This window comes from Halosimplex amylolyticum, assembly GCF_051414035.1.
Classification (GTDB): Archaea; Halobacteriota; Halobacteria; order Halobacteriales; family Haloarculaceae; genus Halosimplex; species Halosimplex amylolyticum.
In genome coordinates this window covers 495,669-516,958 of record NZ_JBLKNW010000001.1, presented here as the reverse complement: position 1 = coordinate 516,958, position 21,290 = coordinate 495,669, and the positions used below count along the sequence as shown (strand labels likewise).

Sequence of the window (21,290 nt, the reverse complement as noted above, 5' to 3'; positions counted from 1 at the left end):
GCCGACCGGGGCGCTTCTCTCAGCCCGACCCGGCGCGACCCGACCGAGAAGCCGGAACCGCTTGCGTTCGCCGCACGATACTTCAGTGGACAGTCGTAACCCACGACGATGACAGACCTGTTCTCCCCGCTCGAACTCCGCGACACGACCGTCCCCAACCGCGTGATGGTCTCGCCGATGTGCCAGTACTCCTGTGAGGCGCGCGACGGCCGCGCGACGGAGTGGCACCACGTCCACCTCGGCTCGCGCGCCGTCGGCGGCGCCGGCCTCGTCATGGCCGAGGCCACCGCCGTCGAGAAGCGCGGCCGGATCACCCCCGAAGACCTGGGCATCTGGAGCGACGACCACGCCGACGCGCTCGCCCGGACGGCCAGGTTCGTCAAGGAACAGGGCGCGGTCCCGGGCATCCAGCTCGCCCACGCCGGCCGCAAGGCCTCGAAGACGCGCCCGTGGGACGGGAGCCAGCCCCTCTATCCCGACGACGGCGGCTGGGAAGTGATCGCGCCCAGTGGGGACCCGTGGCCCTACGAGACCGACGAGGCCGACGGGCGGACGGAAGCCCCGCCGACCAGGGAGATGAAACAGGGCGACATCGAGGAAGTCATCGGCTCCTTCCGGCAGGCGGCCGAGCGCGCCCGCGACGCCGGCTTCGAGGTCGCCGAGGTTCACGCCGCCCACGGCTACCTACTCCACGAGTTCCTCTCGCCCGTGACCAACCGCCGGGAGGACGACTACGGCGGCGACTTCGAGGGCCGGACGCGACTCACCCGGGAAGTCACCGAGGCCGTCCGCGCGGTGTGGCCGGACGAGAAACCGGTGTTCGTCCGCATCTCCGGGACGGACTGGTTCGACGACCGCGACTCGTGGACGGCCGAGCAGTCCGCGCGCCTGGCCGACCGACTCCACGAGGTCGGCGCCGACCTGATCGACGTCTCCAGCGGCGGCATCGCGCCCGGATCGTACCCCGACCGGGCGGGGCCGAACTACCAGGTCCCCCTCGCCGAGGCCGTCCGCGAGGGGGCCGAGAGCGACGTCCGCGTCGGCGCCGTCGGCGGGATCACCACGCCCGAACAGGCCGAGGCCGTCGTCGCCAACGGCCGCGCCGACCTCGCCATCGTCGGCCGCCAGTTCCTCCGCGACCCGTACTTCGGGCTCCACGCCGCCGACGCGCTCGACGCCACCGACGAGGTGTCCGGCCCGCCGCAGTACCGCCGCGCGTTCGGCTTCTGAGCGGTCGCTCTCGATCGCTGTGCGCGATTCGACGCCACGCGGTCTGGTAGGGTCGTTCCCGCACGGACTGGGCGTAATTCGATCGCTCAGTACAGTCTGCAGAGTGAACGATCGCGGTGGCGCGCGCTGTCGCGAGTCTCGGCTCGCGACAGCAGCGTGCGAGGGATGACCGAGGGAGCGGAGCGACCGAGGGAATCGGCTGGGGAGGTGTGAGGCGCAGTGCTGTGCGATGTGGTCCTGGTGTCCTGGCGAGCGAAGCGAGCCAGGGCTCAGGAGACGAGCAAAGCGAGTCTCCTGGCGGACTGAAAGGGCGAGGCGGGCTCGCGGTGAGCGAAGCGAACGGAATCGTCTGAGCGACCCCTACCCGAGCGGAGCGAGGGTATGTCGTTCAGCGACCGCGAGCGCGCCGAGGGCTTTCAACGCCTGCTGTTGGCTGCGGTCGCTCCGACTCGACTTCAGTCCACGACTCAATCCACAGAAACCACTGCTAGGTAAGCAGACAGCAGTGAGCGGAGAATCCGTCATTTCGCTAGCTGAAAGTAGTGTCCCGTCCTCAGTACGAGTCGGATCCGGTCAGTACAGGCGATGTCGATCTCTTCAATCCCACAACTATCTGCCTGTATCGACGATCACAGGGTGTAACCAGTTTTGCACCTCGGGCAGCGAATTTGGCCATCTGAAACCAGTGTATAGCTCTGATTACAGTGTTCACAGAGCCCGTTTACCGAGAGACCGTTAATCTCTCCGGCGACACCTTTGAGCGTGTTTTTCAGGCGCTGGATCTCCGCTTCTTGCTGATCGAGACGAGCGATAACCGTCCCACCGTAGTCTGATCTGGTCCGTCTCACGAGAATCCCAGGTCCCGTTCTGTCGGAACGTTCTCGACAGGGGTCTTGCACTGTGAACAGGACTCCTTCTCCTCGCTCAGGTAGGTCGTATCACACGAGTCGCAATAGTAGAGACGTGATGACCAGGCCACTTCTTCGTCTGACTGCTCACGATCGGACTCTGGGGCGAGAAACGCTTGCACTCTGGTTACGACACTCATCAGTTTCGGGAAAGCTAGTCACTCGAATAACCCGTGTGCCTAAAGGATTTGGGCCGAGACCGAACATAGCCAGTACCGGCGTTGTTCGGCCAACATTCGGCATTTCACCCTCGGAGGGTATTACTCATATTTCACCAGCGACTTGGAGCGACCTTCGCCACCGAGTGACGATCTGTGGACCAAGAAAATCTAGTCAGTACGTGCTCACCTCGTGCAAGAAATCCAGAGAGTAATCAACGGAGATTCGCGGCCGGTTCTGTCCCCAGAGTCGGATCTGCTCAATCCAGGTTACACACTTCCCGTGACCAGTGACCACTTATCAGAAGTCCAGTAGAAATGCCGTGCAAGATACAGAGCAGATATTCCGCAACCCAGCGGTAACCATCACGAGTGCAGCAAAAGCCATGTAGACGACAGCAATTTGTCGGGGGCCTGTATTCGCGGCTTTATCGAATTGTTCAGAAAATCAGAATCAGGCACGGGGTGAATCCGTCTCCGAGCTCTGGCGTTCGATGCACTCGTAGACGGCTTCCCTGAGTGCTACCTCTCGGGGGTCGTCCTTCAGGTGGAGGCCCAATCGGTTGGGTGTGTAGGCAAAGCCCAGTTCCACGTCGGGGTCCGCAAACCCGAACGAGCCGCCGGCGCCGGGCGTACCGAACGCGGCGGTTGAAGTCCCGAACCGGAAGCCGGGCGATGGTTTCGAGTACCCCATCGCGTACACGGTCTCCATGCCGATGACAACGTCCCGCCGGTCACCTGACGGCGGCACCGGGGGTGCGGTCAATTCCGCGAACACGTCCTCGTCGAGACCCAGCACTTCGCCGCCCGTCGAGAGTTCACCATACAGCCGTGCCATCGCGCGGGCCGTCCCGATGCCGTTGCCCGAGGGAATCTCGACCGCACGGAACGCCGGACTGTTCAGGTCGGCCGGACGCCGGGTATCGAGCACGTTCAGCGCCCGACTCGTCACCGACCACGGGTTGAAAAACGACAGGACGAACCGGGGCGATAGTGTCCGGAGGTTCAAGAGCATATCCAGATACCCAAACGCATCGAGTTCCGCCACACGGTCGGTTGGAATCTTCTCGGGGAGCCCTATGTAAAACTCCAGGTTGAGCGGCTCGGCCACCTCCTCGGCGAAGAACTGACCAAGCGTCCGCCCGTCGGTGTGTCGGAGCAGTTCGCTCGCATACCAGCCCAGCGTGAACGCGTGGTAGCCCTGGCGGGTGCCGGGCTCCCAGTCGAGTTCCTCGCCTGCGAGCAGGTCCGAGAGGTACTCCGTGTCGGCTATCTGTTCGGGCGACAGACGCCCGTCGAGCGTCGCAAGGCCGGCTTGATGACTCAGCAACTGCCGGACCGTGACGTTGCCCTTTCCGTGCTGGGCGAACGCCGGCCAGTGGTCGGCGATACGGTCGTCGAGCGCGAACAGCCCCCGCGAGAGCGCAACAGCGATAGCCGCCGCCGTCATCCCCTTCGTCGCCGAGGCCACGAGGACCATCGTGTCGGCCTCCCACGGGTGCTCGCGGTCGGTGTCCCGGTAGCCACCCCAGAGATCGACGACGGGCTCGCCACGAGAGTAGACGGCGACGGCCGCCCCCAATTCGTTGCGGTTACGAAAATTCTCCGCGAACACGTCATGGACCGGCTCGAACCCGGGCGCGACAGTGCCGTGGATTGTCACGGTGTCCGCGGACGGCGCGCTAACATTTGACATACCATCAGCTACGTCCTCTGAACCGATAACACTGACAGTCGATGATTGGGTATGCGTTTGAGCGATATCGCGCTGTATTCAGCACGACAGTCAGAATTTCAAACTAATCTGGTAGTATATTCTGTGTTCGGTACGCAGGCTGCAATGAACAGGGAATTCGGCCTGGAGGTGACTGAAATTAGTGTCCGGTTCTATCCACAGACTCGGGTCTACTCGGTACAGGACGACGATTTACAGACCGGGGTCGCTGAAAAACTCCTCTTGTTCGTAGATGTTCACGAGCTCTTCGATGAATTCTTCGAGCGTTTCGTCTTCCTCGAGATGGCCTTCCAGACGCTCTACCAGTTCATCATTGAGTTCTATCGTCTGGGACATATGTCGTAAATGTGTTCGCCTCGGAGTAAAAGATGTCGCCAAGCACAGCGAAAAATATGTGGACGGATCGACCAGGAGCTCTGGGGAGTGGTCTATTGAAATGAGTGTCTGGTTCTACCCACAGAGCCGGACAGATCAATCTCTGTTCTCTCGAGTAGGTTCGACTGCACCCTTCAGCTCGTCGAGACGATCTTCGGCATCTTCTAGTTTGAGCCCTCTGTACCGGTCGTGAATTGTGAGGACGAGACTACCGTCACGTTCCCTCCCGTGGGCTGCCATTCCGAGCCTGACTTGGTCGGACGTCTCCAAATTAGGGTGGCCTGGATGCCCCTGTTCACAAACCGCCGAGCGCGACGCGCAGGTCATCGCCGAGGGCCTCCACGGCCTGGTGAGCGCGCTCGACCCCTTCGCTCTCCGAGAGCATCCCGACGAAGCCGTGAACCATGTCGGGGTAGTTACGAAACCGCACGGAGACGCCGTCACCGACGAGTTTTCGCGCGTACGCGATGCCGCCGTCGCGGAGCGGATCGAACCCAGCCGTCACCACCGTCGCCGGGGGCACGCCGGACAGATCGCAGGCCCGCGTGGGGTCCGCGTATGGGTTTCGCTTGTGGACGTCGCTCCCGTGGTAACACTCGCCGAACCACCGCACGTCGTCTTCGGAGAGGACGTAGCCAGTGTACTCCTGCATCGACTCCTGACCCTCCCTGGTTCCCACGGCCGGGTAGACGAGGGTCTGGTAGTCGAGGGCCGGTCCGTCGCGCTCGGTGGCCATCAGCGAGACGACGGCCGCGAGGTTCCCGCCGGCGCTATCGCCCGCGACCGCCAGACGTCCGTAGTCTACGCAGGACCGAGGTAGCCCCACGCCTGCAGTCGGTCGTTAGCGCCGATCAACGCGGCGTCCGGCGAACAGAAGCGGAAGCGCCTGGGATCCACACCCATCAGTCGAACGCGGTGGCGGTCGGTGTTCGGGTCGTTGGCCGCGAGTTCGCCGCCAGCCAGGCTTAAATAGCTCGTTTTACCAACTAGTAACCGGCCCGGTGATCGCGACCGGCGGTAGTTTTACCACGTGGTAAACCATACGGCGCTGTATGACAGCGGATGGCAGGATACTGGACGGGATCACCGTCGTCGACCTCTCGACGTTCGTGACCGGCGGGTTCTCGTCGTCGATGCTGGCGAACCTCGGTGCGGACGTGATCAAGGTCGAACAGCCCGGCTACGGCGACGCGATCCGGCACACCGGGCCGCCGTTCGTCGAGGGCGAGTCCCCCTACTACTGGACGGTCAACTACGGGAAGCGCAGCGTCGAACTCGACCTGAAAAAGGAGGAGGCGCGCGAGGCGCTGTACGACCTGATCGAGGAGACGGACGTGTTCGTCCAGAACTTCCGACCGGGGACCGCCGAGCGGCTGGGCGTCGACTACGAGACGCTCAGCGAGCGCAACGACCAGTTGATCTACCTCGCCATCTCGGCGTTCGGCCAGACCGGCCCCTGGCGCGAGCGCTCGGGCTACGACCTGCTGATCCAGGGGATGGGCGGGATCATGGACGTGACCGGCGAGGAGGGCCGCCAGCCCGTCAAGGTCGGCCTGCCGGTGACGGATCTCATCACTGCGATGTGGGCCGCCTTCGGGGCCGCCAGCGCGCTCTACCGGCGCGAACTGACCGGCGAGGGCGATTACATCGACCTGGGGATGCTGGAGGCCGTGTTGCCGTGGCTCACCAAGCAGGCCGGACAGGTGTTCGCCGGGGAGACGCCCCGGCGGATGGGGACGAAAGACCCCGTACTCGCGCCCTACCAGACCTTCGAGACGGCTGACGGCTACCTCAACGTCTGTATCCTCAACGAGAAGCTCTGGCACGAGCTCTGTGCGGCGATCGACCGGCCGGACCTGCCCGAGGACGACCGCTTCGAGGTGAACGCCGACCGGGTCGAGCATCAGGACGAACTGGAAGCCGAGATCGAGGCGACCCTCACGGCGAAGACGACCGACGAGTGGATCGAGATCATCGCCGAGGACGCGGGCGTCCCCGCGGGGCCGGTCTACGACGTCGAGGAGGCGCTTCACAATCCCCAGATCGAGGCCCGGGGCACGATCACCGAGCTCGACCACCCGGAGATCGGGTCGATCCCCGTGATCGAACACCCGCTGAAGTTCGAGAACGTCGACAGCGGGTTCGAACGCCCGCCGCCGCTGCTCGGCGAGCACAACAGGGACGTGTTCAGGGATCTAGGCTACTCGGCGGACGAAGTCGACGAACTGGAAGCGATGGGCGTCTTCGGCGACGAATAGGGCAGTCCGGCGACGGGGTCACTCCTCGCCAGCGTCGGACTCGGCGAGCAGCGAGTCGACGATGTACTCGTCGACGGCTCGACGGGCCTGCTCGGGGGCGTCCTCGTGGCCGAGCGAGATGCGGCGGCCGCGTGCCGCGTGGATCACGTCGGTGATCAACTGGCCCACGAGCTCGGCGTCGACCTCGCGGAACACGCCCTGCTCGATGCCGTCCTCGACGACCTCGACGACGCTGCCCCGGAGGCGGTCGTAGTGCTCGTTGAACAGCTCGCGGTGGCGCTCGTCGTTCTGGGCGTACGCGTACAGCTCGTGGTACACCTTCATGCGGTCCCAGTGGGAGAACTCCTCGAACTCCGGGCCGAACAGGCACTGTTCGACCCGGGCGTCGAGTTCCGTCACCGGGTCCGCGTCCGCGTCGACCTCGACGCTGCCCTCGTACTGGTCGATGACGTACTCCAGGAACGAGGACATCAGGTCGTACTTCCCGTCGAAGTGGTAGTGGATGACCTGCCGCGTCAGCTCCATCTCCTCGCCGATGTCCCGCATCCGGAGGTCGCTGTAGCCGTGCTCGCTCAGCGCGCGGAACGTCGCCTCCATGATGACTTCCCGCGTGTCCTTGGCGGCGACCTGCTCGTCGGAGTTCCCCATACACTCAGTCTGTCGATTCCGATACTTATAACGACTGTTTGCGACGACGGCGGTTTACCGAACGGTCTTACTGCCCGGTAAACTTTTATCCGCGTGGTCAGACGGTACGGGTGATCATGTCACGAACGATCATTCGGAACGGGACAGTCGTGTCCCTGGACCCGGAGGTGGGACAGCTCGACGACGGCGACGTGCTCGTCGAGGACGGCGAGATCGTCGAGATCGGGCGTGGGCTCACGGTGTCCGGCGCCGAAGAGATAGACGCCTCGAACCACGTCGTGCTGCCGGGATTCGTCGACTCGCACATCCACCTCGCACAGACCCAGGTCAGGGGCATCGCCGGGGACTGGTCCCTCATGGGCGAGTACTTCGACCACATGCTCGGCAACATCACCGGGCTCTACCGGCCCGAAGACATGTACCTCGGCGGCCTCTTCGGGGCGCTGGAGAAACTCGCTACGGGGACGACGACGGCCCTGGACTGGTCGTATCCCAACTCGCTCGAACACGGCGAACGGGCCGTCGACGCGCTCAACGACGCCGGGCTGCGCGCGGTGTACACCTACGGCCCGCCGGGCGACGACGCGGCGAAGTGGTGGTTCGAGAGCGACGTCGGCCTCCCCGAAGGGAACGTTCGCGAGCTCTACGACGAGAAAATCCGCGACGACGACCGGCTCAGCCTGGCGCTCGGGCTCCGGGGACCGGACTTCTGCGTCGACGAGACCGCCCTCGCCGACCTGGAGCTGGCCCGCGAGCTGGACGCGCTCGCGACGATCCACATGGGCGCCGCGCTGTGGCCGTCGTCGGTCTACGGCGAGGGCTACCAGGGCTTCGGCTGCCTCGAGGACGAGCTCGGCCCCGACGTGAACGTCGCCCACGGGAACCACTTCTCCCAGGAGGACGTACAGCACGCGGTCGACGCCGGGGCGTCCTTTTCGTCGACACCGGAGGTCGAGATGCAGATGGGCCACGGCATCCCGGTCACGGACAAGGTCATCGAAGCCGGTGGCCGGCCGACGTGGGGCGTCGACGTCTGTTCGAGCGTCAGCGGCGACATGGGTTCGCAGATGCGCATCGGGCTCCAGCTCCAGCGCATGTTCGACAACCAGGAGGTCCTCGAAGGCGACAAGGAGGTCAGCGAGGTGAGCATCTCCTGTCGGGACACCCTGGAGATGGCGACCGTCGAGGGCGCACGGGCGCTCGGCCTCGAAGACGAGATCGGGACGCTCACGCCGGGCAAGCGCGCCGACATCCAGCTGATCCGGACGGACGACTTCATGACCGCGCCGAACCACTCGCCGGTCCAGACGGTCGTCTTCCAGTCGGACCCCTCGCACATCGACACCGTGCTGGTCGACGGCGAGGTCGTCAAACGCGACGGCGAGCTGACGAACCCCGCGGTGACCGAGGAGTTCGACCGATTCGTGCAGTCCGGCCGTCGACTGATCGACGAGGCCGGGATCGACCTGTGACCGCGACGCGACCCGTGATCGTGACGCGATCTGTGACCGCGACGCGACCCGCGACCCCGAAGCGACCATGAGACTAGGACAATACAGCGCTGACGCGGAGCGACCGTGGTGTGGCATCGAGACCGACGACGGCGTCGTCGCGCTCCCCGAGGCGGGGGCGGCCGCCGGAGTCGAGATCCCGCGGACGACGGGCGAGTTGCTCGACCAGTGGGCGTGGCGGCGCAAGGCCGAACTCGCCGTCGAGCACGCGACCGAGACCGGCGAGGGGCTCCGCGACCCGGCCGACCTCGACCGGCACGCACCGGTGTCGAACCCGGGGAAGATCGTCTGCGTCGGCCTCAACTACCGCGACCACGCCGAGGAGGGCGACAATCCGATCCCGGACGAGCCCGTCCTCTTTTCGAAGTTCCCGACCTGCGTCACGGGACCGGACAGCACCGTCCGCTGGGACCCCGATCTCACCGAGAAGGTCGACTACGAGGCGGAGATGGTCGCCGTGATCGGCGAGGAGGCCCGCCGCGTCGACCCCGACGACGCGCTGGACCACGTCGCCGGGTTCACCGTCGGCAACGACGTGTCCGCGCGGGACCTCCAGCACGGGGACGGCCAGTGGGTCCGCGGCAAGAGCCTCGATTCGTTCGCCCCGGCGGGGCCAGATCTCGTCACGAGCGACGAGGTGGAGGACCCGCACGATCTGGACATCTGGGCCGAGGTGAACGGCGAGCGCCTGCAGGAGTCCTCGACGTCGAACCTCATCTTCGGCGTCGACGAACTCGTCTCCTTCTGCAGCCAGGCGTTCACGCTCGAACCCGGGGACCTCGTGTTCACGGGGACGCCGCCGGGCGTCGGCGTCTACCGCGAGCCCCCGGTCCTGCTCGGTGAGGGCGACGAGGTGACCGTCGGCGTCGAGGGACTGGGCGAACTCTCGAACGTCTTCGGCTTCCTCGACTGAGCGCGCGCCGATCCGATTTTCGGATGTTCACCCGCCGAGCCCGAACACCTCGCGCGGGTTCTCCCACACGACCTGCCGGATGTCGGCGGGATCGATGCCGTAGCGGTACAGATCGAAGATCGCTCGCTTCAGTGCGAACGGGTCCGTCTTGAGCACGTTGGCGCAGTCCGTGTCGATCATGACCCGGTCGGGCCCCCACCGGTCGATGGCGTCGGCCACGTCCGCCGCGTCGACGCCGATCAGCCACGCGTGGCCGATGGTGAAACTCGCGTAACAGTCGGTCTCCGCCATGATGTACTCGATGTTGTTCCGGTCGGCGTGCGAGGCGACCACTCGTTCCTCGGGGAGACCGGCGTCGCGGGCCGCCTCCACGTCGATCTTCACGGCCTCCAGCTGGGGGTTCTCGCCCCCGATGACCGGGTCCTGACCGAGCGCCGTGTTCTTCTCGTAGCCGGGCGTCCCGCCGGCCGGCCGGACGTACTCGCGTCTGGAGTCGGTGCCGGTGTTCGGCGTGTGGAGGATCACCGGCAGGTCGTGCTCAGCAGCCAGTTCCATCTGGGCCTGGACGACGGCGCGCTGCTCGTCCAGGTCCCACGCCTCGGCGTGCTGGGCGGGTGTCACGCCGGTCTCGCCGACGGTGACCACCTCCTCCAGCGCGCAGTAGTCGGCCATCGCGTCGAGCAGCTCGTCGGGGTTCTCGATGCGGACGCCGGTGTGGATCCCCAGTCCGAGCCTGGCCGCGAAGAAGTGGTCGCGCTCGATCGCCGCCCTGCGGTTTATCGCGTCGTCCCAGAGGTAGCGCACGTCCTCGGCCCGCACCGGCTTGTACGGCGTCCAGTGATAGCCCGAGGCGACCATGATCATCCCCTCGCAGCCCGACAGCGAGTATCGCTCGCGGTCCGCCCACGAGAGCGTGTGAGCGTGGTTGTGTGCGTCGATCCAGGGCAGGTTGAGCAGGTCCGTCGGCGGGTCCGCCCTGTCGGCGTCGTCGAGATACGCCGCGTCGGTCGGCCGTCTGGTCGGCTGTGGTCGTGTCATAGTGGTCCCGTGGCGCCGCCGCCTGTCGCCTGTCTCCCCCGTTCGCGCGGACCCCACTTAGCGTTTTACAGCTTGGTAAACTTTTAAGAGAACCGGATCCGTTTGTGCCAACGTATGCCACTGTTGATCGGGACAGACTCCGGGCTGTATCGGGCTGCGGACGTGCCCTTCGAGGAGGAGGCGCTCCAGCAGGTGCTGGATTGCGGCGTCGTGACCGCGGTGAAGACGTTCGAGTCGGTCGACGGCGTCTTCGTGGCCTCTTCGGAGGGCGCGTATCGATCCACGGACGGCGGGGACACCTGGGACGACCTGGGCGTCCCGATCGGGGACCGCTTCTGGCACGCCGGGACGAGCGAGGTCTGGTCGATCCTCGCGACCGACGACGGGACGCTCTACGCCGGCACGAACGACCCCTACGTCTTCCGTTCGGTCGACGAGGGGGAGACGTGGTCGGAGCTGAAAGGGTTCCGGGAGCTCCCCTCTCGGGGTCACTGGGAGTCGCCGATCGACCCCCACTACGCTCGACTTCGAGCGCTCGAACAGGTCCCCGGGCGACCGGAGCGACTCATCGCCGGCGTCGAGGCCGGCGGGATCCACCTCAGCGACGACGGCGGGCAGACCTGGCGCGACCGACGGGACGCCATCGTCGACGACGTACACCAGGTCCTCCCCATCTCGGAGGACGTGTGGCTCGCGACGACCGGCTATCTCGACCACGACCTGGAGAACCTGGGGCTGGGCCACGCGGTCGGCGCAGGCGGGCTCTATCGGACTGTCGACGCCGGCGAGTCGTGGACTCGTCTCGACGTCGGCAACGACTTCTCGTACATCAGGCGGGTGTTCGTCCACGACGGCCGCGTCTTCTTCTGCGGCGGCGAGGAGGCCCCGCCCGCCTGGGTCGAGGACGAACACGGGGTCGCCCTCTTCGAGTCGACCAACTTCGGCCGCGACTTCGAGCGGGTCGCGTTCCCCGGCGAGCCCCACGAGGTCGTCGAGACGTGGGAGGTCTACGACGGGGACGTCGTCTGCGGGTCCGGCCTGTTCGACGTCCCCGACGCCCGCGACGACGTGCGCGGTCGCGTCATGCGGCGGACCGACGACGGCGAGTACGAGACCGTCGGTCGCGTCGAGGCGAACGTCAGCCGGATCGAGGCGATCTGACCGTGTCGGGGACAGACGCAGCAGACGGTCCACCGTCTGCAATCGGCCGCTGCCTCTACAGCGGCGTCCTCGCGTACATGGCGATCGACGGGTTCCGGAACAACGAGAAACGCGTCGAGATCGCCGCCGAGAGCGGCGTCCCGATGCCCGACGTGATGGTCCCGTTCGTCACCGGGATGCTCTTCGTCGCCAACCTCGGGATCGCCCTCTGGAAGTACCCGCGGGCCTCGGCCGGCGCGCTCGTCGTCTTCTTCCTCGGGACGACGCCCGTCATCCACAACTTCTGGACGATGGAGGGCAAGGAGCGACAGGGGAACAAGATCAACTTCCTGAAGAACCTCGCCCTGCTCGGCGGCGCCGTCGTCCTCCTCGACGAAGCGTCCGATCGTGACGGATAGCGGCCGATATCATCGATCTCTCTCTCTGGGGTGGCCCGTGTCCCGGCGGCCGCCAGCAGACAGGCCGCGACCGGCAGCGACCGGCGACTCGCTGACGGGCTCGGCTGCGAGGTCATCGACGGGGACGTGGCCGACGTGTCCGCAGCGCTATCGCGGCGTCACGGGTACCAGATCCCCGAACACGACCGATACGCGGCGAGGACGATCGCCTGGATTTATCATCGTCGTCCGTGAATGTGGTGCCATGGTCGAACTCGTGGTCGGGACGGACGCGCCGGAATCGAGCGAAGCGCTGGCCGACTACCTCACCGACGTCGTCGACGACGACGACACGCTGTACGTCATCAACTCGCTCGTCGGCGGCGAGGACACCAGCGGCGGAGACGTCCAGGCCGGTGATCAGGCCATTCAGGTCCTCGTCGACCGTCTGGAAGGCCTGCCGGTGACGGTCGAGACCCACCAGTTCGTCCGCGGCAACGAGCCCGTGGAGGACCTGATCGGATTCGCCGGCGAGGTCGACGCCGACGAGTTCGTCATCGGCGTCCACAAGCGGACGCCGGTCGGCAAGGTCGTCTTCGGATCGACCGCGCAGAACCTCCTGCTGGCCGCCGACCGCCCGGTCCGCTGCGTTCCGCTGGTCGACTAACCGGATCGCGGGTCGGCCGCTCGGTCCCGGATCCGGCGGCGATTACACTCGCGTCCCCTGATTACTCCCACGTCCGCGAGCGCCTATTACGGGCCAGTTCGTAGGAGAGAGCGACGCGTGACGAGAGTCACGGAGACACCACCAATGAACGTGCTTCTACTCGGTGCCAGCGGCACCATCGGACAGCGCATCGCAGCCGAACTCCTCGACCGCGACCACGCGGTGACGGGCTCCTCGCGGAGCGGCGCGGTCGACGCGGTCGACGGCGAGGACTTCGAAGCCGTCGCCGTCGACGCGACCGACCCCGAGGACGTCGCAGACACGGCAACCGACCACGACGCGGTCGTCTCCGCGCTCGGACCCGGCGACGACGCCGACCTCGACGTCCTCGTCGAGATGGCCGAAGCTGTCGTCGACGGCGTCCGCGACGTGGACACCGACCGGTTACTCTGGGTCGGCGGCGCGGGCAGCCTCTACGTCGACGAGGAGACCCAGTTCATCGAGACCGAGGCGTTCCCCGACGAACTCGTCCCGCTCGCACAGGCGCACATCGACGCCTTCGAGGTCGTCCGCGAGGCCGGCGACGTCGAGTGGTCCTACCTCGCGCCGCCGGGCATCATCGAGCCCGGCGAACGGACCGGCGACTACCGCACCGTCGAGGGCGAACTCGTCGTCGACGACGAGGGCGACAGCTACATCACCGCGGAGGACTACGCCGTCGCGCTGGCCGACGAACTCGAATCCGCCGACGAGGTCCACACCCAACTCGGCGTCGGCTACTGACGACCACGGGTCTCTCTCGGCCCACCGCGGACACGGTACCCCACCCGACCTCTCCCCGATCCCGAACCCCGGCTCCCCGCACCCGCTGCTGACACTCGCTCTCTTCCCCCTCTCGCCGGCTTCCTCCGCGAGCCGCGGATTCCGGCGACCACAAGACTGATTCCACCGATCTGTGAACCCGATCTCACCCCTGGACTGACAGATGGCTCCCGACATCCGCCGGCTCCTCGCCGACTGGGAGTTCTGGCACGCGCTGACGATGGTGTCGCTCGCGGTCTGGATACTCGCGCGGACGAGCCGGTACGCGCTGATCGACGGGCTCTACGCGCTGATCTGGAACGGACACGGAGCCGTCCCGTTCGTCTCGCGGGTCGAACGCGACCAGATCCGGCTTCTCGTCGAGGTCTTCGTCGGACTGTGGCTCCCCATCGCGATCGTCTCGTTCGTCTGCGGCTTCTTCGTCTTCCACGCGGGCGCCGAATCACGCCGGCAGGCCGAGGGCGAGTGACCCCGACCGAAGACGGTCTCCGCAACTGTTAACGCCGGGCTCCGAGAACCCTCGAATATGACGCGCGAGAACCTCGCAGATGCCAGCGACACACTCGAATCAGCGGCCGACGCGACGACCGACGACGACGCGGCCGAGCGCCTGGAGAGCCTCGCCGACCAGCTCGACTCCCTCTCGACGCGCGACCGCGACCCCGACCACGGCCGTCTGGCACGGATCGAGAACGCACTCCACGACCTCGAAGAGTCTTCGAGCGACGACGTGGCCGAACTGATCGAGTCGGCGCACGAATCGGTCGTCGCCTTCCGCGAGACCGTCGAGGGTGTCTAACGACGACGAGGATTCCGGAGAAAACGCGAATCCCGGAGCGGAACCGGGAGACGGGGAACGGCAAGCGATAGGTGATGACGATGATCCGAGAGCGGTGCGGCCGGCTTACTCGACCACCTCTCCGTCGGCGTTCTCGATCTGGGCACCGTCGTGACGGACCGTCACCTCGAACTCAGTCCCGGGCGGGACGGTACTCATGTTGACTGCGGTGCGAAACCGTCCGTCCTCGGTCACTGTCGTCCTCGCGCTCTTGAGGAACGGACTCGATCCGCCGCTCGATACGAGCCGCACGGTCACGTTGGTCCCGACCGCGAGGTCGGTCTCGCCGGTGACCGTCTGATTCGGCGCGGATTCGAGAGTCAGCGCGTCGCCCTCGTAGTCGAGAGTCGTGTTGTGGTCGGTCTCGGAGGCCTCGTCCGTCCCGTTGGCGGGCACTGCGGTCCAGTTCTCGTTCGACTCGTCGGTCGTCGACACGTTGTTCTCGCCGCCGACGACCATCCCGTCGGCGGACGCCACGGTCTCGCCGTCGTGGCGGACGGTGACCCTGAACGTCGTCCCGTTGTCGATTCCGACGAGGTCGACGGTCGCCTCGAACGAACCGTCGTCACCGACGGTGGCGGTCTCCTGGATCAAGAACGGCGAGGACGAAGAGGTGGACGAGAGGCGGACGGTCAACTCGGTGCCGGCGTCCAGATCCGTCTCACCGCTGATCGTCTCGTTTTCCAGCGCCGCGAGCGTCAACCGGTCGCCGTCGACGTCGATGGTCGTCCCACGCTGCGTCTCGTCCGACGCCTCGGTCGGCGTCACGTGCTCGACGGCGGCGATGCGTGCACTCACGTTCGTGAGTTCGGTACCGTCACGGACCACAGTCGCCCACGCGGACGCGTCGTCGTCGACGTGAGCGAGGTCGACGGTCGCCCCGAACGTGCCGTCGTCGCCGACGGTCGTCGTCTCGGTGACGAGGAACGGACTCTCGGCGTCTGCGGAGATCAGGCGCACGGACAGCTCCGTCCCGGGCGCCAGGTCCGTCTCGCCGCTGACGGTCTGGTTCGGCGCCCCCTCCAGCGAGAGGGTTGACCCGTCGTGGTGGATCGTCGTCGCGTTGGCACCGCCGGGCGTCGCCGTCGGATCGGGTGACGCGTCGCCCCCGAGCGGGACGCCACCCGCGGAGACGACCGCGACCGCGGCGATCAGAACGACCGCGACGGCGCCGACGGTGCCGTACGTCCGGTCGATCACGGTATCACCCCCGCGTTTCGGAAACGGGTCGGTCTGTGGTCGGGCCCGGTCGGCCCGACCGCGTCGATGCAGTCGCGGGGTGGGCGGCTGGCTGTCATGCCACTCGACGGTACAGGCGAGCGGTAAGTAGCCCCGGCGGATGCTAAAAACTCGGTTTGAACGGCACCCTCGCCCGTCCCCCCGCTTTCACGGTCGTGCGCCCGCGACGCCCGACGGCCCCGCGAGCCACCTCTAGAGCTTCTCCGTCGTGTTGACGCCGATGTCGGTCAGTTCCACGTGGTCGGGACGGGAGAGAGCGAAGACGATAGTTTCCGCGACGTCCGCGGGGTCCATCGCCCGGCCGTCCCAGTGCTCCCAGTCGTTCAGTTCCGTCACGACCGGCCCCGGCATCACGATGGTCACCCGGACGGGCTCGTCGGACAGCTCCTTGCGGAGCGAGCGACAGAACCCGTTGACGCCGAACTTCGACGCGGTGTAGCCGCTCCCGCCCTCCTGCGGGAACCGGGCGCTCAGCGACGACACGGTGACGACGTCACCGCCGGATTCGAGGACGTCCGGCAGCGCGGCGTGGGTGACGTTCATCACGCCCTCCAGGTTGACCCGGACGTTCCGGCGGAGCGCCGACAGGTCCGCCGATTCGACCGGTCCGCCGCGTGCGACGCCGGCGTTGTTCACCAGGACGTCGATACCGCCGAGTTCCTCCCGAATCGTTTCGACCGTCGCGGCCACCGCGGCGTCGTCGGCGACGTCTGTCGGCGCCACGAGCGTTTTCGATTCGATCTCCGCGGCGATCTCCTCCAGGCGCTCTTCGCGGCGGGCCACCAGCGCGACGGCGCATCCTTCCCGTGCCAGCGCCCTGGCCGTCGCTTCTCCGATCCCGGACGACGCTCCGGTCACGACCGCCACCTTCCCGCTCAGGTCCATACCCGCCATCGCTCCAGATAGCGAATAACGTTTTTGTTGTGACGCGAGCGCCGGTCGCTGGGCCCCGGTGATGGCTCAGAGGCGGATACTTTGCTTCACCTGGTGCGAACGTCCGCCTCTACTCCTCCTCCAGCAGGTGATCCGCCAGAATCGGCACGAAGGTGCGCGATCCACCTTTTTCTTCACCGGGTGTCCTCGCACGCCGCTGGCGTGCTGCGGGCACCCGCCTCGAAAAAGATGGGGCAAAAACCGCTCGCTCCCGACGGTCGCTCGCGGTCGCTACTCGCGGGTCGCTCCGCTCCCCGCTCGTTTCTCCGAGGGCTCGCTTCGCTCGCCCTCGCTACCCCTCGTCCAGCAGGTGATCCGCCAGAATCGGCACGAAGGTGCCGATGTCGGTGACCATCCCGACGGCCTGGTCGCTGCCGCGGTCGAGCAACTGGGTCACCGTCGCGGGGTTGATGTCGACGCAGACGGTCCGGGTCGTCGACGGCAAGCAGTTCCCGACGGCGACCGAGTGCAACAGCGTCGAGAGCATGAGGACGAGGTCGGCCTCGTGGGCCTGCTCGCGGATGGCGTTCTGGGCTTCCATCGAGTCGGTGATGGTGTCCGGGAGCGGGCCGTCGTCGCGGATGGATCCGGCGATGACGAACGGGACGTCGTTCTCGACGCACTCGTACATCACGCCCGACTCGACCGTGCCGCTCTCGACCGCCTGTTCGATCCCGCCCTCGCGGATGATCTCCGAGATGGTGTAGATGTGGTGTTTGTGGCCCTTCCGCGGGTGGTCCAGCGTCTCGGTGTCCATGCCCAGGGAGGTGCCGTAGAGGTCGCGTTCGAGGTCGTGGACGGCGAAGCCGTTGCCGATAGAGAGCATGTCGATGTACCCCCCGCGGACGAGACGGGCGAGGTCCTCACGAGCGCCCGAGTGGATGAGCGCGGGACCGCAGACGGCGAGCACGTCGCCGCCCTCGCGTTTGGTCTCCTCGATGGCGTCGCCGACCTGGCGGATGGTGGACTCGGAGGGCCGTTCCGAGGAGACGCCGCCCTGCATGAACCCGAAGGCACCCTCGCGGTTGCGCGGTCGCTCCGGCGGGCTGACGCGGATCCCCGTCTCGCCGGCGACGACCAGGTCGCCCTCCTCGACGGCGCTGAGGACCTTGGTGTAGGCGCGGGGGTCGTCGCTGTCGTGGCCCTCCACCACGACGGCGCAGTCCATCTCGATGTTCTCGACCTCGATCCACTCGCCGTCGATGCGGACCTCGGTCGGGTGGTTGGTCGTCGAGTAGAAGCCGTAGGGGACGACCTTGTCCTTCGGGGCGCGCTGGAGCGTCGCGTCCTTGGGATCCGAGGGGTTCGCGCCGTTCTGGTGGAGTTCGTGGACGATCGACTGTAGCGTCTCCTCGTCTTCGGCCTCGACGAGCAGTCGGGCGTAGGACTCCTCGTTCTCGTGGCGGCCGATCCGGAACTCCTCGACGTCGAAGGAGCCACCGAGGTCCATGATGATACCGAAAGCGGCCCCCATCATCCCCGAGTCGATGATGTGGCCCTCCAGCTCGACTTCGCGCGCGGCGGTCATGCCCGGAGCATCGACGGCGGCGAGTAAGTCGTTTTGGATGTCCCGGGCGCGTCACCGTCCGCCGGCACGTGCACCGAACCGCTTACGTCCGTCCGTCCCCAACTCGAAACGATAGATGGACCGCGGAGACATCGCACTCGCGCTCGCACTGCTCGTCGGGATCGCGCTGACGGGCCAGGTCGCCGGCCTCGTCAGGTCCGTCGGCTTCTCGGCCGCCAGCGGTCTCGTCTGGCCGATCGGTTACGGCAGTATCGTCCTCGTTGCGTGGTACGTCTGGATCCGCCCGATCGACCTGCGCGCGCCCACCCCCGGCGACGGCGACCCGTGGGCCGCCGAACCCGACGAGTCCGCCGAGGCGGACCGGTAGCGACTCGCTGATTATTAATTCGGATTCGTTCGACTAGTAATCCGTAACAGAATACCCCCGTTTCGTAGCAGTGGGGTTAATACAGCCCGGTCGCCTAGCGCCGGGTAATGACAGACGATGGCCCGGAGCGGGCCGACTGCGGGTGCCCCAGCGGCGAGGGGACGGGCCGATGCGACCGCGACGAACGCGACGACGTGACGGCGGTCGACGGATCCGCCGACGCCGCGGGCACCGAGGTGAGGCTCTCGGTCCCCGACATGGACTGCTCGTCGTGTGCGAACAAGGTCGATGGCGCCCTCGCCGACCGCGAGGGCGTCGCGGCGACGGACCTGCGTCCGACCACCGGGACGGCGAAGATAACCTACGACGAGTCCCGACTCTCGCGGGCGGACCTCGTGGCGGCGATCGAGAGCGCCGGGTACGGCGTCACCGACCCGGAGGGGCGCGGCGTCGAGGACGAAGGTGCAGAGACCGAGAGCGTCTGGAGGACGGCGCGAGCCCGGAAGACGGCCCTCAGCGGGTTGTTCCTCGGGCTGGGCGTGCTCGTACAGTTCGGACTCCCGGGACTGAACGGTCCGGTCGTGGGAGCGGCCGGCCGGGAGTTGCTCCTCGCGGACGTGCTCTACCTGGTCGCGGTGCTGTCGGGCGGCCAGGTGATCGTCAGGAACGGCTACTACTCCGCGAAGAACCTGAGCCTGGACATCGACTTCCTGATGTCGGTGGCGATCGTCAGCGCCGCGGGGATCTCCCTGGTCGTCCCCGCGCTGCACTTCTACGTCGAGGCGGCGTCGCTGGCGTTCCTCTTCAACGTCGCCGAACTGCTGGAACGGTATTCCGTCGACCGCGCGCGCAACTCGCTGGAAGAACTGCTGACGCTCTCGCCGGACACGGCGACGGTGCGACGGGCGAGCGGTCCCGATGGCGAGGGCGAGCGCGTCGAGGTACCCGTCGAGGACGTCGCAGTCGGCGAGACCGTCCTCGTCGAACCCGGCGAGAAGATCCCGATGGACGGGACGGTGACCGAAGGCGCCAGCGCCGTCAACCAGGCGCCGATCACCGGTGAGAGCGTCCCCGTCGACAAGGAGGTCGGCGACGAGGTGTTCGCGGGGACGATCAACGAGCAGGGCTTCCTCGCGGTCGAGACGACCGCCGAGGCGGGCGACACCACCATCGACCGCATCGTCGAGCTGGTCGAGGACGCCCAGGCCAACAAGACCGAGCGCGAGCAGTTCGTCGAGCGCTTCGCAGACTACTACACCCCCGTCGTCGTCGGGGCGGCGCTGCTGGCGACGTTCGCTGCACCGGTCGTCTTCGGCGGCGGGTGGGCGACGTGGTTCGTCCGCGGCATCTCCCTGCTCGTCATCGCCTGCCCCTGCGCGTTCGTCATCTCGACGCCGGTCACGGTGGTCTCGGGCGTCACGAGCGCGGCGAAAAACGGCGTCCTGATCAAGGGCGGCAACCACCTCGAAGCGATCGGCGACGTCGACGCCGTCGCCTTCGACAAGACGGGCACGCTCACGACCGGCGAACTCACGGTGACCGACGTGGTGGGCCTCAACGGCAACGGCGAAGCCGACGTGCTCCAGTGCGCCCGCAGTATCGAGCGCCGGAGCGAACACCCCATCGCCGACGCCATCGTCGCTCAGGCCGACGAGCGCGGCGTCGCCGACCGCGAGGTGACGAACTTCGAGAGCATCACCGGGAAAGGCGTCCGTGCCGACCTCGACGGCCGGACCCACTACGCCGGCAAACCGGGCCTGTTCGCGGACCTCGGGTTCGATCTTGACCACGTCCACCTGACGGGCGCGGAGCCGATGACCGACGGCGGAGTCGTCGTCGAGCACGCCGACCCCGTCTGCGAGGACCGTGACGACTGCGTCGACCTCGCGGAGACGATCCCGCGGCTCCAGTCCGAGGGGAAGACTGTCGTCCTCGTCGGGACCGAAGACGAGATCGAGGGACTGGTCGCCATCGCCGACGAGATCCGACCGGAGGCGCGACGGACCGTCGACCGCCTGCGTGAGCAGGGGATCGAACGCCTCGTGATGCTCACGGGAGACAACGAGGGCACCGCGCGCGCGGTAGCCGAGCAGGTGGGCGCCGACGATTTCGCCGCCGACCTGCTGCCCGACGAGAAAGTGGCCCGGGTCGAGGCGCTGACCGAAGAGTACGAGACGGTCGCCATGGTCGGCGACGGCATCAACGACGCGCCCGCGCTGGCGACTGCCACCGTCGGGATCGCGATGGGGGCCGCCGGCACCGACACCGCGCTCGAAACCGCCGACGTCGCGCTGATGGGCGACGACCTCTCGAAGCTCCCCTACCTCCACCGACTCGCCCGCGCGGGGAACGGGATCATCAGACAGAACGTCTGGGGCAGCCTCCTCGTCAAGGCGGCGCTGGCCGTCGCCATTCCCCTCCCGTTCGTCGCCGTCCCCCTCTGGTTCGTCGTCCTCGCGGGCGACGTCGGCATGACGACCGCCGTCACTGGCAACGCGATGCGGCTCTCGCGACTGCGCCCGGACGCGCCCGTCGAGCCGAAGTGACTGAACCGAGTACGTAACTCGATCGAACTTTATCGGAT

The 21,290-nt window shown here is 66.8% G+C and carries 19 protein-coding genes and 1 pseudogene; 12 read left to right on the top strand and 8 right to left on the bottom strand.

Annotated elements, in window-relative coordinates:
- Positions 1–108: 108 nt before the first annotated feature.
- Positions 109–1,230: an NADH:flavin oxidoreductase/NADH oxidase gene (locus ACMGFE_RS02415; RefSeq protein ID WP_436923465.1), complete on the top strand. Its 1,122-nt coding sequence runs from the start codon at positions 109–111 to the stop codon at positions 1,228–1,230.
- A gap of 1,520 nt (positions 1,231–2,750) precedes the next feature.
- Here the strand turns inward: ACMGFE_RS02415 and ACMGFE_RS02410 are convergent.
- The 3 genes and pseudogenes from ACMGFE_RS02410 to ACMGFE_RS02400 all read right to left on the bottom strand — a co-directional run.
- Entirely contained in the window at positions 2,751–3,992 is a 1,242-nt protein-coding gene (locus ACMGFE_RS02410; RefSeq protein WP_436923464.1) for a serine hydrolase domain-containing protein, read from the bottom strand.
- A gap of 231 nt (positions 3,993–4,223) precedes the next feature.
- Entirely contained in the window at positions 4,224–4,367 is a 144-nt protein-coding gene (locus ACMGFE_RS02405) for a DUF7557 family protein (RefSeq protein WP_436923462.1), read from the bottom strand.
- Between the two features lie 334 nt (positions 4,368–4,701).
- Positions 4,702–5,202, bottom strand: a pseudogene (locus tag ACMGFE_RS02400) (alpha/beta hydrolase fold domain-containing protein); the annotation flags it as partial.
- A gap of 256 nt (positions 5,203–5,458) precedes the next feature.
- Here ACMGFE_RS02400 and ACMGFE_RS02395 point away from each other — a divergent pair.
- Complete coding sequence (locus ACMGFE_RS02395) at positions 5,459–6,664, top strand: CaiB/BaiF CoA transferase family protein (protein WP_436923460.1); 1,206 nt, start codon at positions 5,459–5,461, stop codon at positions 6,662–6,664.
- Between the two features lie 18 nt (positions 6,665–6,682).
- Here ACMGFE_RS02395 and ACMGFE_RS02390 read toward each other — a convergent pair whose 3' ends face one another.
- The gene (locus ACMGFE_RS02390; RefSeq protein ID WP_436923458.1) at positions 6,683–7,312 is read right to left on the bottom strand and encodes a TetR/AcrR family transcriptional regulator; all 630 of its coding nucleotides are present in this window, start codon (positions 7,310–7,312) and stop codon (positions 6,683–6,685) included.
- Positions 7,313–7,428: 116 nt separating this feature from the next.
- On the opposite strand from ACMGFE_RS02390, the gene ACMGFE_RS02385 reads away from it, so the two are divergent.
- Together ACMGFE_RS02385 and ACMGFE_RS02380 are read left to right on the top strand one after the other, a co-directional pair.
- Entirely contained in the window at positions 7,429–8,784 is a 1,356-nt protein-coding gene (locus ACMGFE_RS02385; protein ID WP_436923456.1) for an amidohydrolase family protein, read from the top strand.
- Between the two features lie 67 nt (positions 8,785–8,851).
- Positions 8,852–9,736 carry a fumarylacetoacetate hydrolase family protein gene (locus tag ACMGFE_RS02380; protein WP_436923455.1) on the top strand — a complete coding sequence of 295 codons (885 nt, stop codon included), beginning with the start codon at positions 8,852–8,854 and terminating at the stop codon, positions 9,734–9,736.
- Positions 9,737–9,763: 27 nt separating this feature from the next.
- Here ACMGFE_RS02380 and ACMGFE_RS02375 read toward each other — a convergent pair whose 3' ends face one another.
- Positions 9,764–10,774 carry a TatD family hydrolase gene (locus tag ACMGFE_RS02375; protein WP_436923454.1) on the bottom strand — a complete coding sequence of 337 codons (1,011 nt, stop codon included), beginning with the start codon at positions 10,772–10,774 and terminating at the stop codon, positions 9,764–9,766.
- A gap of 114 nt (positions 10,775–10,888) precedes the next feature.
- Between ACMGFE_RS02375 and ACMGFE_RS02370 the strand changes: the two genes are divergently transcribed.
- From ACMGFE_RS02370 to ACMGFE_RS02345, 6 genes are all read left to right on the top strand, one after another.
- The gene (locus ACMGFE_RS02370) at positions 10,889–11,935 is read left to right on the top strand and encodes a WD40/YVTN/BNR-like repeat-containing protein (protein ID WP_436923453.1); all 1,047 of its coding nucleotides are present in this window, start codon (positions 10,889–10,891) and stop codon (positions 11,933–11,935) included.
- Between the two features lie 2 nt (positions 11,936–11,937).
- Positions 11,938–12,333, top strand: coding sequence for a DoxX family protein (locus ACMGFE_RS02365; RefSeq protein WP_436923452.1), 396 nt, complete (start codon positions 11,938–11,940; stop codon positions 12,331–12,333).
- 244 nt (positions 12,334–12,577) lie between these two features.
- The gene (locus tag ACMGFE_RS02360; RefSeq protein ID WP_436923451.1) at positions 12,578–12,979 is read left to right on the top strand and encodes a universal stress protein; all 402 of its coding nucleotides are present in this window, start codon (positions 12,578–12,580) and stop codon (positions 12,977–12,979) included.
- Between the two features lie 144 nt (positions 12,980–13,123).
- A complete protein-coding gene (locus tag ACMGFE_RS02355) occupies positions 13,124–13,762 on the top strand; it encodes an NAD(P)-dependent oxidoreductase (protein ID WP_436923450.1) in 639 nt (212 codons plus the stop codon).
- Between the two features lie 202 nt (positions 13,763–13,964).
- Positions 13,965–14,270 carry a hypothetical protein gene (locus tag ACMGFE_RS02350; RefSeq protein WP_436923449.1) on the top strand — a complete coding sequence of 102 codons (306 nt, stop codon included), beginning with the start codon at positions 13,965–13,967 and terminating at the stop codon, positions 14,268–14,270.
- Positions 14,271–14,327: 57 nt separating this feature from the next.
- A complete protein-coding gene (locus tag ACMGFE_RS02345) occupies positions 14,328–14,600 on the top strand; it encodes a DUF7553 family protein (protein WP_436923448.1) in 273 nt (90 codons plus the stop codon).
- Between the two features lie 105 nt (positions 14,601–14,705).
- Here ACMGFE_RS02345 and ACMGFE_RS02340 read toward each other — a convergent pair whose 3' ends face one another.
- The 3 genes from ACMGFE_RS02340 to ACMGFE_RS02330 form a co-directional block, all read right to left on the bottom strand.
- Positions 14,706–15,839 (bottom strand): BGTF surface domain-containing protein, encoded by a 1,134-nt coding sequence (locus ACMGFE_RS02340; RefSeq protein ID WP_436923446.1) that lies wholly within the window; start codon positions 15,837–15,839, stop codon positions 14,706–14,708.
- Positions 15,840–16,070: 231 nt separating this feature from the next.
- Positions 16,071–16,763, bottom strand: a complete 693-nt coding sequence (locus tag ACMGFE_RS02335; protein WP_436923444.1) for an SDR family oxidoreductase — start codon at positions 16,761–16,763, stop codon at positions 16,071–16,073.
- A gap of 340 nt (positions 16,764–17,103) precedes the next feature.
- Entirely contained in the window at positions 17,104–18,339 is a 1,236-nt protein-coding gene (locus ACMGFE_RS02330) for an ornithine cyclodeaminase, nickel-pincer nucleotide-dependent (RefSeq protein WP_436923443.1), read from the bottom strand.
- A 115-nt stretch (positions 18,340–18,454) separates the two neighbouring features.
- Between ACMGFE_RS02330 and ACMGFE_RS02325 the strand changes: the two genes are divergently transcribed.
- Entirely contained in the window at positions 18,455–18,706 is a 252-nt protein-coding gene (locus tag ACMGFE_RS02325) for a DUF7996 family protein (RefSeq protein WP_436923442.1), read from the top strand.
- Positions 18,707–18,813: 107 nt separating this feature from the next.
- On the top strand, positions 18,814–21,252 hold the full coding sequence (locus tag ACMGFE_RS02320) for a heavy metal translocating P-type ATPase (RefSeq protein ID WP_436923440.1): 2,439 nt from the start codon (positions 18,814–18,816) through the stop codon (positions 21,250–21,252).
- The last annotated feature ends 38 nt before the right edge of the window (positions 21,253–21,290 follow it).